9 protein-coding genes are annotated in these 11712 nt (G+C 42.3%); 3 read left to right on the top strand and 6 right to left on the bottom strand.

Annotation, left to right across the window (positions count from 1 at the left end; all coding sequences use genetic code 11):
* Positions 1-172 precede the first annotated feature (172 nt).
* Positions 173-1390, bottom strand: coding sequence for an acyltransferase family protein (locus AC5590_RS08015; protein ID WP_169268447.1), 1218 nt, complete (start codon positions 1388-1390; stop codon positions 173-175).
* 655 nt (positions 1391-2045) lie between these two features.
* Here AC5590_RS08015 and surE point away from each other — a divergent pair.
* Complete coding sequence (gene surE / locus AC5590_RS08010) at positions 2046-2726, top strand: 5'/3'-nucleotidase SurE (protein WP_169268446.1); 681 nt, start codon at positions 2046-2048, stop codon at positions 2724-2726.
* An 8-nt stretch (positions 2727-2734) separates the two neighbouring features.
* Here the strand turns inward: surE and AC5590_RS08005 are convergent, their stop codons facing one another.
* The 3 genes from AC5590_RS08005 to fraI form a co-directional block, all read right to left on the bottom strand.
* Entirely contained in the window at positions 2735-3415 is a 681-nt protein-coding gene (locus AC5590_RS08005) for a sugar transferase (protein WP_169268445.1), read from the bottom strand.
* A 685-nt stretch (positions 3416-4100) separates the two neighbouring features.
* Positions 4101-5852, bottom strand: a complete 1752-nt coding sequence (locus tag AC5590_RS08000) for an ABC transporter ATP-binding protein (protein WP_169268444.1) — start codon at positions 5850-5852, stop codon at positions 4101-4103.
* Between the two features lie 372 nt (positions 5853-6224).
* Positions 6225-6914, bottom strand: a complete 690-nt coding sequence (fraI, locus tag AC5590_RS07995; protein ID WP_169268443.1) for a septal nanopore formation protein FraI — start codon at positions 6912-6914, stop codon at positions 6225-6227.
* Positions 6915-7221: 307 nt separating this feature from the next.
* Here fraI and galE point away from each other — a divergent pair, with 307 nt between their 5' ends.
* The gene (gene galE, locus AC5590_RS07990) at positions 7222-8220 is read left to right on the top strand and encodes a UDP-glucose 4-epimerase GalE (protein ID WP_169268442.1); all 999 of its coding nucleotides are present in this window, start codon (positions 7222-7224) and stop codon (positions 8218-8220) included.
* Between the two features lie 110 nt (positions 8221-8330).
* On the opposite strand, the gene AC5590_RS07985 is transcribed toward galE, so the two are convergent.
* Both AC5590_RS07985 and AC5590_RS07980 read right to left on the bottom strand, forming a co-directional pair.
* Complete coding sequence (locus AC5590_RS07985; RefSeq protein ID WP_318563919.1) at positions 8331-9011, bottom strand: hypothetical protein; 681 nt, start codon at positions 9009-9011, stop codon at positions 8331-8333.
* Entirely contained in the window at positions 8989-10212 is a 1224-nt protein-coding gene (locus AC5590_RS07980) for an urease accessory protein UreH domain-containing protein (protein ID WP_169268441.1), read from the bottom strand. Before AC5590_RS07980 ends, AC5590_RS07985 begins: the two co-directional genes overlap by 23 nt.
* A gap of 262 nt (positions 10213-10474) precedes the next feature.
* Here AC5590_RS07980 and AC5590_RS07975 point away from each other — a divergent pair, with 262 nt between their 5' ends.
* Complete coding sequence (locus tag AC5590_RS07975; RefSeq protein ID WP_169268440.1) at positions 10475-11566, top strand: M20/M25/M40 family metallo-hydrolase; 1092 nt, start codon at positions 10475-10477, stop codon at positions 11564-11566.
* Positions 11567-11712 lie beyond the last annotated feature (146 nt).

Below are 11712 nucleotides of genomic sequence, written 5' to 3'. Positions count from 1 at the left end.
CGCCACATGCCTCAACGCGGGGAACCCGCGCACGGCAGTGGCTCCCTTACACCCCTACACCCTTACACCCCTACACCCCTGTGTTTTTTGAGAGATTAATTATTACTAAGATACTTTCTCCCTTGCTCCCTGTTCGCTTCCCCTCCGCTTCTTCTTTGACTCTTTAGTGGAATTAATTGACTGCATCTTTTACCTTGCGCTTTTTCAAAAAATTAGACATAAATGGTCTCTCAAAAACTAAGTAAAATAAGTAACCAATGAGTAAAGACAGTGGTAAAGCCACCAGATAAAATATTGTGATAAATTCAGTTGGCGGCATGTGAAGATTAAGAAGGAAATTACCCACCACTGTTACTACGACTCCGTGAGTGAGATATAAACTGTAAGAAAATGTTGAGAGTGCAATTGCCCAACGACTCTCAAATAACCGCAGAACGAGAGGTGTATTTTTGCCTTTTATAACTGAGTTGCTACAGTAAACTAGTAGACAAGCTGTTGCCAAACCACAAAAACTATCACTAATCCAAGCATTAAATCCCAGTTGTTGCGATCCGGTTATCATGGCAACAACTCCCAGTTGTTGCGCTCCCGCTATCAGGGCAAGAACAATGAATACAATCGCAAGCACGTTCCAAGGCAACGAGTTTCTGATCGCAATTAACTTTGGTTTTTCAGAAAAGATAATATCTGCTGCTGCCATACCCAAAGCAAATAAGCCGAGAAACCAAGGATGAGCTGCTTCCAAAAATCCATTCAAAAGATACAATGGTGCTACGCTAATTAAAAAAGCACTGATCACAGCGGAAAATAAGCCGAAACGCCGCCATATAGGTAACAATAATAGTGGGAATAAAAAGTATATTTGCCACTCAGTTGCAACAGTCCACATAGGTGAATTAATAGAACCCAGTGTGTCAAGAGTGAAATTGTGAATGAGTAGCAAGTGTGTAATTACGTCAAGAGGGGAAAAGAAAGCATGAAATTCTCCATATTCCGGAGATTCATGCCACTTGAAATTAAAAAAGTGAATAAATCCTAATATGATGACTGCTGTTAGCAAACTAAAAAAGAGAGCAGCATAGTAAGGAGGTAAGATTCTACGCGCTCGCCGTTGGATATAATCCCAAAAACCTCCAGGAAGATAACCCTTTTGCGAACGGGCTACTGGCAGCATCAAAACAAAGCCCGAAAGCACAATGAAAATCGCTACAGCAAAATTTCCATATTTAACACTTCTGCCTATAATTTGCAAAAATACAGGTACTTGTTCTCCCATATATCTTTGTATGTGGACAAGAACCACATACAGAGATGCCAATCCACGTAAACCGTCTAAAAAATGAAGACGCAATCTCTGTTCGGTAGATTTCCCAGATTTTAATACTTCCATGAGCAAGAACCAATTTCTGAATTTCTCAATTTAATTAATATTTCTTAAACAATCTAATGGTCAATCTACTCAGCTGTTGATTGACAAAAGACGTATTTACAACAGTAAGAAAATCTTTGAGAATTAAGTATAAAGATCTAAACAAGAATCGCGATTTTTTTTAAATCTTTATTTCATCTCTTTTGAGTGTATATCAAGTCATTCAATACTTAGACAAGATACGTTTTTTTACAAATGATAGTATAAGTAATAATTTGGAGAATTTTGCAGTTTTTTCACGACTGACATAATATACATCTAATTTTCCACTTATCTACAGCTACCTCTGTGTATGTAAACAAAGTTGCTAGTAGACCTCTCCAAAAATCTATTTTTAGTGCAAGCGCCGTCAAGGTTTCATAGCTATTTTTGGAGAGGTCTAGTTATCAAACAACACTTCAGTATAAATCTTCCCAATTTTAAGTATATTTAAGAACTTAATAAAATATTGTACTTAAAATATATTTTCTACAGTCACTAGCAACTTACCTTATGTATAGAAATTTGTTTTGAGAAGAACGCACACTGTTGCCGGTTGAGCAATTGCTTTCAAAGCAAATTTGCTTCAAAATCGGTTTTGTTGCTTATATTTGTACAAGTCCTAAGTAGACAATCTATGACTTTGATTCTCACCAACGATGACGGGATCGACGCTCCTGGTATTCAAGCGCTCCTGAAAGCTGTAAATGGTAAAGAAGTTATAATAGCCGCTCCCAGAGATCATCTTTCTGGTTGTGGACATCAAGTCACCACGACTCAACCAATTCATGTCCATCGTCGCTCTGAAAACGAGTATGCTATTGCAGGAACTCCGGCTGATTGCACCAGAATTGCCGTAACACATATTTGCAAAAATGTCCAATTTGTATTATCCGGAATCAATGCTGGAGGCAATATGGGCGTGGATGCCTACATTTCCGGGACTGTCGCCGCTGTCAGGGAAGCAGCTATGCATGGCATTCCTGGTATTGCAATTTCTCGCTATCTTAAAAAGAAGCTGAAGGTTGATTGGGATGTGGTAGCACGTTGGACGAGTTCTGTTTTAGCTGACTTACTCAATCGTCCCCTAGAACCGGGAACTTTTTGGAACGTAAATTTACCTCATCTGCTTCCAGGAGAACCAGATCCAGAAGTTGTGTTTTGCCAACCCTGTACCAAACCATTACCGATCAACTACCGGATTGAGGGCAATGATTTTTATTACGAGGGTGAATATGGTAAGCGCGATCGCACTCCTGGTAGTGATGTTGATGTGTGTTTTTCAGGCAAAATAGCTATAACCAAATTGAGGGTTTAATAACTTCCTTAAAAAGCTCCCACTCGACCAACGATCATGAAAAATGTCTTCACAATCAGTAATAAGTCGTACATTGGATACCATTTCTTTTGATACTGCAAATCTAAGTCCACAATTTGCTCAAAATCTTTTATTTGAGAACGACCGTTAACTTGCCATTCGCCTGTCAAACCTGGTTTAACATTTAGTCGTTGCCAGTGACGTTGATTATACTGAGACACTTCATCCTTCGTTGGTGGACGTGTCCCTACTAAACTCATTTCGCCTACTAAAACGTTCCAAAACTGTGGGAGCTCATCTAGACTTGTACTTCTTAAAAAGCGACCTATTCTTGTGACTCGGAAGTCACTTTTATTTTTAAAAATTAATCCATCAGCTTCATTATGCACCAAAGATTTTAACTTCTCAGCATTTGAAACCATAGAGCGGAATTTCCGGATACGGAATGAGCCTCCGTATAGTCCGTAACGTTCTTGTGTGAAGAAAATTGAACCAGGACTATCGATTCTAATTGCTATTGCTATTGGTACAAACAAAATCGATAAAATTAGTAGTCCTACTAAGCTCCCCACAATATCTAAAAATCGTTTTAACTTAGAATTAACTGACGGGAGAACTGTTAGTTGCGGGGATTTCCAAGTATCGACCGTTGCACCATCAACAGCTTTTGTGCAGGATATCTGATACATTCTGATGCCAATTATATTTAGCGAAAAAAATATTGTTATTTAGCGTAATTAGAATATAAACCTAGCTCACCAGAACCAAACGAAGTTTAACCGTAGATTCACTGAATCTTCATCAAGATTCTTGGGATCATGATTTTTTATAAATTTTAGTTAAAGCAAAATAAACATATCTTATGTAAGATGAAAAGTCGTTAAAAATGTAGATATTTCATATATATGTCTTAAAATTTGCTACCCAGCAAGTGCGTTCACTAAGTTTTACAAAACTCAGATAAACTACATCCTCCTAAAGAGTCGATTTTATGAAACTTATTGCAAAAATATAAAATATGCGGTGTTTCACTTCGTGAAACATCTGGCGAGATTCTTTTACTTTCAAGAAACACGCTTAACGCTTAACAGGGAAATCGTGTTTGTTTCATTCGTTGCGGGCGTGTAATCGCGCCCCTTAGGCGCTGACATCTTGGGTAATTCTCAACAAAACCTAAAAAACCAGGTTTGTGAACGCAAAATTAAGGTTTATACGAGTAGGTATTCTCAAGAAACCCGGTTTTTCAATCAGGTGCAAGATCTCAGCGCCTAACTCGCTGCGATTGCGCAAAGCAAGAGACGCGCTCTTGGCGTATCACTTCCGCAATATATGAAAAAAACACGATTTTCCTGTTAAGCGTTAAGCGCAACAAGTCTAATGCAATAATTCTTCTATCTGATGCTGACTCCATAAAGTTTTATACATTCCAGGCTGCTCCAAAAGTTCTGCGTGCGTACCCTTTTGAACAATTTTCCCCTTGTCCATGACGAAAATGCGGTCAGCACTAGCAGCGGCAGAAAGCTGATGAGTGATGAAAATGACTGTTTTTCGTTGCGTACCACCAGAAAGATTTTTCAAGATGGCTGTCGCAGTTTGATTATCCACACTGGAAAGAGCATCATCTAAAATTAACACTGGGGCATTAACTAGCATTGCCCTAGCCAAAGCAGTACGTTGGCGTTGACCACCAGAAAGAGTAATGCCACGTTCCCCAACTATAGTTTCATATTGTTGCGGAAAATTAATGATTTCTGGGTGAATTTGCGCCATCTTGGCTGTGTTTTCGACTTGTTCTTGTTCGCTCACAGGATCGCCGTAGCGAATATTATTTTTAATTGTTGTACTGAACAGAAAGCTATCTTGAGGGACATAGGCGATCGCACTTCTTAAATCAGCCAAGGCAATTTTGGTAATGTCCACTCCATCCAAAAACAACTGTCCCGGCTCAATATCCAACAATCTTGGCACAGCATTTGCCAAAGTTGATTTCCCCGAACCAATAGCGCCTACAATTGCTACAGTCTCACTAGGAGCTATCGTGAAATTAACGTCACAGAGTGCGGAAGTCGTGGAACCAGGGTAAGTGTAACTCAGGTTTCTTGCTGTGAGTTTTCCTTTGACTTGGTATAGTGGTAACTCAATCGTATCTTGTGTATCTTTTATTTTGGGTGTGACAGTCAAAATTGTCTCAATGCGGTCAATACTCACCTCACCTCGTTGGTAAGCGGTGATAGTGAATCCTAACAAAGCCGTCGGGAAGACAAGACGCTCTACGTACAAAAGTAGTGCGATAAAATCACCAGGAGGCAGGCTTCCATTGGCAATCCTTGTGGAGCCTAACCAGATAATGATGAAAGAACTCACCGTAGCTAGTCCACCAATCAGTGGAAACAGCGTGTTTCGACTTTTTGCCAATTTGAGATTAGCCTCCAGCAGATCCCGATTTCGATTGGCAAAGGCACGACGCTCGTTTTCTTCCTGAGAGTAAATTTTTATTAAGGCCATGCCACTGATATCCTCTTGAATCAGTGCACTCATGTCAGAGATCCTCTCCTGTACAGCCGACTGTTGTGTGCGTAAGCGATCACTAAACAAATATACTAAGAAAAACATGAAAGGATAGACTGCTAGTGAGGCTAATGTCAGATCTACACTCAGACCCAGCATCACTGGTAAGGTGAAAACGTAGGCAAATAAAGTATTTACCAAACTCAGGACTGCAAAACCCAACAGCCGCCGGATATTGTCCACATCGCTTGTCGCCCGACTAATCAAATCGCCTGCGCTATTGATGGCAAAATACGACGGTTCCATTTTTAATAAGTGTTCAAAAATTCGTTGTTTCAGGTCAAATTCCACCTGACGCCCGACGCCAAACAGCCAAATCCGAGAGGCGATCCGGATGAACCACATGGCTGAAGCGAATAATACAATTTGTATAACAAGATATTTGATTTTATTAAAGCTGAATTCTACTGAGAGTCGGTCAACAGCAGAGCGAATCAACAGAGGGATATAAACACCCAAACCATTCACAATCAACAAGGCAATAATGCCAAATGTTGCGTCCCGCCAATGAGGGCGTAGGTATGCAAGAAGCTTAGATAGTCGTCGTGAATTTGCCATTCAAGGAATTACGCAACATCTTCATTTTACTTTAAAGTCCCAGTAGTTTCTGGCACATTCATCTTTAGTAAGAAGAACACCAAACTAGGGGCTTCGGTGCAATCTGTCGCATGTGGCGTGCACAAGCGCTTTGTAGGGGAGCAGAAGCACCCGACGACGAGCACGCTACGCTTGAGGGCAGGGAGAAAAGGAGAATCTAATTCACGTGGATCAGTTTTCTCCCTGCTCCCTGCTCCCTGCCCCCTACTCCCTGCGTCTTTGGTCATTAACGTTGCATTTTTTTGCGCCAATGAGCGTAAACTTTGTCTAGCCCAAAAGAATAAGGTCAGCCAAGAGACTGACCTTATGAGTACTCATGTTCTCAATCTACACCTAACGAGCACGTAGGAAAGTGTATATCTGATTCAGATAACTTTCCCAGACTCGCGTTGTTAATTGCAGTGTTTCCGCATTGGGTACAAAATCTTCTAACCTCAACCCCCTTGTTCTAATAGCTTGTGGAGTTTGCAACAGATATGGTGTTGTTCTGATGTCAGACATTCTTGAGGCATAGGTAATACCATCGCTGGTTACGGTAGTATCTTGTCCTAATGCGACAAGTGTCTCAGATGTTGGTGTTCCTGGTACCATAGACGAAGCTAGCCGCACATTTTGGATAATTTCCTGATTGGCTAAGTATGGTTGCCCCAGCATTGCGACTGGTGAGCGAACTAGGAAGTAAGCGACAGCTGGGGTACTTGCTAACAACAAAATTGTCAGCGCCCAGCCGAGTAAGTATCCTCCTGGTTTGTCCAGTGTGCCTCCGCTTTTCATCCTCTGTGCTGCAAAAATCATCAGCAAGATAGATGCTCCCAGAGGTTTAAGTGGAAACGACACTACCCCCCACAATGAAGCAACAGCCGGTTCATTAGGGTTAATGAACGACAGCAGTAGAACAAGCAACAGAATGACTAAAATTAGTCTCCCGACAAAAGTCCCTGAGGGATAAAATCTCTGGAACAAGCTGTATATGATAGTGCCAACAAGTAACCACAGTAATACCCGACTTAACAGTACAAACATAAATTGATTAACTCTCAAATCCTTTTTTGCGGTCGGTTTTATAGGTTTTGGGCAGTGGGGTTATTGTACCGTCAAATTGTAATCGTACTGTTATCTGACTTCAAATACCTCACAACGCCACTCCCCTCAACGGAGGGGAACCTCCGCACGGGGGTGGCTCCCCTCACACCACGAGAACCATCGTAGTGATTTTAGAGCAATTTTTTACAACTGCGTCTACTATCAGTAATTTTCCAGATTAGTAACCTACCTCCTGTAAATTAAATTAATTTTAGTAATCAAATCAATCAAGTCAAAAGGAAAAACTATGTCGCCTGGAAAACCTACTATTTTGGTGACCGGGGGTGCTGGATATATCGGCTCCCATACAGTGCTTGCTCTTAAGCAAGCAGGTTTTGACGTGATAATACTCGATAATCTCGTTTACGGACACCGGGATTTGGTTGAAAAAGTTTTACAGGTAGAACTTGTAGTGGGAGATACTGGCGATCGCCCCCTGTTGGATGATTTGTTCAATACACGAGCGATCGCCGCCGTGATGCACTTTTCGGCTTATGCCTATGTAGGAGAATCCGTAACCGATCCTGCAAAGTATTACCGTAACAACGTTCTCGGCACCCTAACTCTGTTAGAAGCCATGCTCGCAGCGTCTGTTAAGAAATTTGTATTTTCTTCTACTTGTGCAACATACGGGGTACCTGAAGTTATACCAATCCCGGAAGACCATCCCCAGAATCCAATTAACCCTTATGGTGCTACCAAGCTGATGGTAGAACGGATTCTCTCTGATTTTGATGTTGCTTATGATTTTAAGTCGGTGCGGTTCCGCTATTTTAACGCCGCTGGTGCCGCTCCCAATGGCTTACAAGGAGAAGACCATAACCCAGAAACCCATTTGATCCCCCTTGTCTTGCAAACTGCCTTGGGTAAGCGCGAGTCTATCTCGGTTTTCGGCACTGATTATCCCACGCCAGATGGAACGTGCATTCGAGATTATATTCATGTCAGCGACTTAGCAGACGCCCACGTTTTGGGATTGGAATATTTATTGAAAGGCGGCGATAGCGAAGTTTTTAATTTAGGAAATGGTAGCGGCTTCTCAGTTAAAGAAGTTATTGAAGCTGCAAAGCAAGTGACACAAAAAGATATCAAAGTCGTGCAGTGCGATCGCCGTCCCGGTGATCCACCCGCACTCATTGGCACTAGCGAGAAAGCCCGAAAAATCCTAGGCTGGCATCCACAATACTCTTCTATTGAAGATATTATCACTCACGCTTGGCAGTGGCACCAGAGACGTCATCAGTAGAGTGCGGAAGATTAGGAGGATGAGGAGGGATAAGATCAGAACGCCTGCGGCGACCCCCTTAAAAAGGGGGTAAATGGGTAAAATAGACCTGATCCCCCTCATCCTCCTCATCAGCCCTCCCTTTTTTTCACCATGCGTAGTACCCCGAAGAAGACACCAACTGCTAAAAGAAGTGAAAGGGCGATCGCCCAAAATGGCACTCCCTGAGTTCGCTCTTCGGTGACACTTTGATTGACATTCTGCACAGTTTGTGATTCTTGTACATTATTATTTGTTGCTGAACCAACTGCCACGGTAACTGGAAACTTTAGCTCAAATGCCTGGAAACTCTTTCCATCTTTAGGTTTACCACTCAGTTGTAGCTGATACGCTCCAGCTCTCGGAAAAGTTATTTCCGTACCAGGTATGCCTTGAAACCGTTCTACCGAAACAGCTTGTAAGGACGGTTCAATGAGTGGTGGTTCACTAGGTGAGTGAGGTTCAGCGTAAACAGCTAATTGACAATTACACTCGGCTAAAGGGATAACTTTTCCACCTTTGCGAGTCAGAGCAAACCAGGTTTTTGCTGGCTCTCCGGCGCGGGGGTTATCATTTGGTTCTACGTGTAAGGTCGCGCCAACATTTCCTTCAGTCTTGACCTTGTGGGCAATGGCTGGGGAACCTATAGTTAAAAATAGAACAAATACAAAGAGTAATAATACTTGTTTTTTTAGACTCCTCTTTGCTGCGCTCAATCCCTGTCGGGGATTGGAGGGATCACATCTTTTCCTAGGACTTTTTTGAGGGAACATAAAATTTCTGTAAAGACAACATTGACCAGAAAAAGCGCCAACGCACCAGCAACACAATCAAGGTGACAATTCCCAGAAGCACTGCCGCTAATTTATTCTCCCAGGTAACTTGAGAAGAACCAAAATAGTGGGAGCCAATTATCACAGCATGAATCGTGCTTAATACTAAAGCTGGCACGCTTAACAAATGAATTGCTCGCCAGCGCTTGCCTAAAGACTTCTGCAAACGGTCAAAACTGGTCAGGGCAGGGGGAGTCATCAGCGCCAGTGCTACAGCACCCAAAGCCATGCCCACCTGATAATCTGGTAGCAAGAACAAAAAGGCTGCAAAATTCCATTGCAGTGAATGTTCCATCATGTGGACAGTGTGAGCCAAAGACAACACAAAAGCACCGACTCCCAACGCACGACGATAACGCAAAGGTGCTGCCCACAAGTTGCTGATGGGACGAGCAACAAGCGCTAGAACTAAACAAACTAACGCTCCATGTCCGGTGTAATCTACCATTGTGTCGCCAGTCCGCAACAGAGTTAGCACACCAATTGTGAGAGTCACCCAACCACCCAAGCGAAACAATTGACTGCGCCTGTCTTTACTAACCAACGATGTAGACACACCCACACCTAACATTGTAGGCAAAGTTCCGATCCCAAATGCCAGCATTGTTGCTGCACCCATCCACAAATTGCCAGTTTCTGCAGCTTTAATTTGAGCAGTATACAGAAAACCACAAGGCATTAAACCCCAAGTCATACCCAAAAGCGCTGGTGTCCACCATTTGGTTTGGAGAGAAAGCTTAACCATTCCTTGACTGAGGTGGTTTTGTAAACGACCTTGTACAAGAGGGTGCAGCAATGGAATTCGAGGCAGAAAGTCTGGTTTTATTTGTCCAATACCAAACCAAATCAGCAAAATCCCAGTAATAATCGCTATCCAATGGCGTACTTGGCTACCAATCCCTGCCATTTGTCCACTGGCAAGCAACACCGAACCAAGCGCCCCAATCCCCGCACCAACAAGAACATAGCTCAGCATCCGTCCCAAATTTAGGAGAACGTGAAATTGCAATTGCTGTCGCCAATGAGGAGTTTCCTGCTTATGAGACAGGGAAAACGCAACTGCCAAGGGACCACACATGCCAACGCAATGTCCAAAACTTCCTAGGAATCCCAGAGCTAGGATGAGTAAGAAATTTATCATTAGTTATTAAAAATTAAAAAAATGACAACTAAAAAATACGACTAAAAAATAAGAAAATTGAAAAGTTTCATGAGGAACTTTACATGAAGTGAGTTCTTCTGTCAAAAGACACGATGTCAAACTTAGTGTTTGCGCTATCCTATCTCAAGAGCGACCAAAAAAGAAAAGGATACAAGCCTTTGGATTCATCCAAGGGGTCTTCAATTTTGAATTTTGAACTTTGAATTTGAGTACTCTCCCCCTAACCTTTTTTATGAGATATATGAAAAAACGGTTTTGGCTGTTGCTTGTGCTACTAGTGACAGTCGTTGTCATAGTAGTTACTAACGTGTTTCTTAAACAGGATCGGGAGTCAGTTGTTTATAGTATTAGAGTTAACAATCCTGTCACTACAAATAAAGATACACAAACACCAACACAAAAAGATACACAGACAGACGATTCTTCTGCGTCTTTGCATCCCCCCATTTCTGATTCTTTACAAGTTTCTAGTGATAAGTTGTTTGCCCATATTCTCAGGTTAAATTTTACACGAAATACACCACCAGAGCGATCGCGCACTCGCGCCTACATCACAGCTGAACTCAAAAGAATGGGCTGGAAACCCAAGTTAGAAAAATTCCCTGATGGTGTCAACATCTTCGCGGAAAAACCAGGAACTGACAAAAATGCAAAAGCAATTTTGGTAGGCGCTCATTACGATACTGTTTATTTCTCTCCTGGTGCTGATGACAACGCAACTGGTGTTGCTGTGACTCTGGAAATTGCTCGACTTTTTGGTTCGCTTCCCACCCCCAGAACGTTGCAACTCGTTTTTTTTGACAAGGAAGAAGCAGGACTTTTAGGAAGTAAAGCTTTTGTGACAAATAAGAAACATCTGGAAAACTTGCAAGGCGTGATTATTATGGATATGGTGGGTTTTGCTTGTCACACTTCTGGCTGTCAAAAATACCCAACGGGAATACCCGTGACTCCACCCAGTGATAAGGGTGATTTTTTGGCGGTGGTAGGCGATACAGAACATTTACCACTGCTGAATGCTTTTCAAAATTCACAGATGCTTCCTGCAATCTCCTTTAATAAGGGAACTACCAGGGGATCAACTTTACCATCTGTGCTCACACTCCCAATACCTCTCAAAGGCTTGCTGACACCTGATACTCTACGCAGCGATCATGCTCCATTTTGGTATCAAGGAGTAGGGGCAGTTTTGGTTACTGATACCGCAAATTTACGGACTCCTCATTATCATCAACCCAGCGATGTTCCGGCAACTATCGACCGCGAGTTTTTTGCGGGGGCAGCGCAGGTTGTTGTTAATGCGACTAGGGGATTATTGGAAAATGGCAGTTAAGTGGACGAGTTTTTGAGACTCGTGGGAGAGCAATATGGTTTGCTGAGATCTTGGACTTGTGCCAACAACCGCCTAGGGTTTAAACCCCAGTCTCATAGTAAAAGTCGTCTAAAGACGACTGCATAAGCTTTTGAGTCTACTTTAGT

Source organism: Brasilonema octagenarum UFV-OR1 (assembly GCF_963888615.1).
GTDB lineage: Bacteria > Cyanobacteriota > Cyanobacteriia > Cyanobacteriales > Nostocaceae > Brasilonema > Brasilonema sennae.
This window is presented reverse-complemented; position numbering and strand designations above follow the sequence as displayed.

Excerpts from the sequence above, each read along its gene's own strand:
- AC5590_RS07975 (WP_169268440.1), top strand. The coding sequence starts at position 10,475 with ATGAAAAAACGGTTTTGGCTGTTGCTTGTGCTACTAGTGACAGTCGTT.
- AC5590_RS07980 (WP_169268441.1), bottom strand. The coding sequence starts at position 10,212 with ATGATAAATTTCTTACTCATCCTAGCTCTGGGATTCCTAGGAAGTTTT.
- fraI (WP_169268443.1), bottom strand. The coding sequence starts at position 6,914 with ATGTTTGTACTGTTAAGTCGGGTATTACTGTGGTTACTTGTTGGCACT.
- AC5590_RS08005 (WP_169268445.1), bottom strand. The coding sequence starts at position 3,415 with ATGTATCAGATATCCTGCACAAAAGCTGTTGATGGTGCAACGGTCGAT.
- AC5590_RS08000 (WP_169268444.1), bottom strand. The coding sequence starts at position 5,852 with ATGGCAAATTCACGACGACTATCTAAGCTTCTTGCATACCTACGCCCT.
- AC5590_RS07985 (WP_318563919.1), bottom strand. The coding sequence starts at position 9,011 with ATGTTCCCTCAAAAAAGTCCTAGGAAAAGATGTGATCCCTCCAATCCC.
- surE (WP_169268446.1), top strand. The coding sequence starts at position 2,046 with ATGACTTTGATTCTCACCAACGATGACGGGATCGACGCTCCTGGTATT.
- galE (WP_169268442.1), top strand. The coding sequence starts at position 7,222 with ATGTCGCCTGGAAAACCTACTATTTTGGTGACCGGGGGTGCTGGATAT.
- AC5590_RS08015 (WP_169268447.1), bottom strand. The coding sequence starts at position 1,390 with ATGGAAGTATTAAAATCTGGGAAATCTACCGAACAGAGATTGCGTCTT.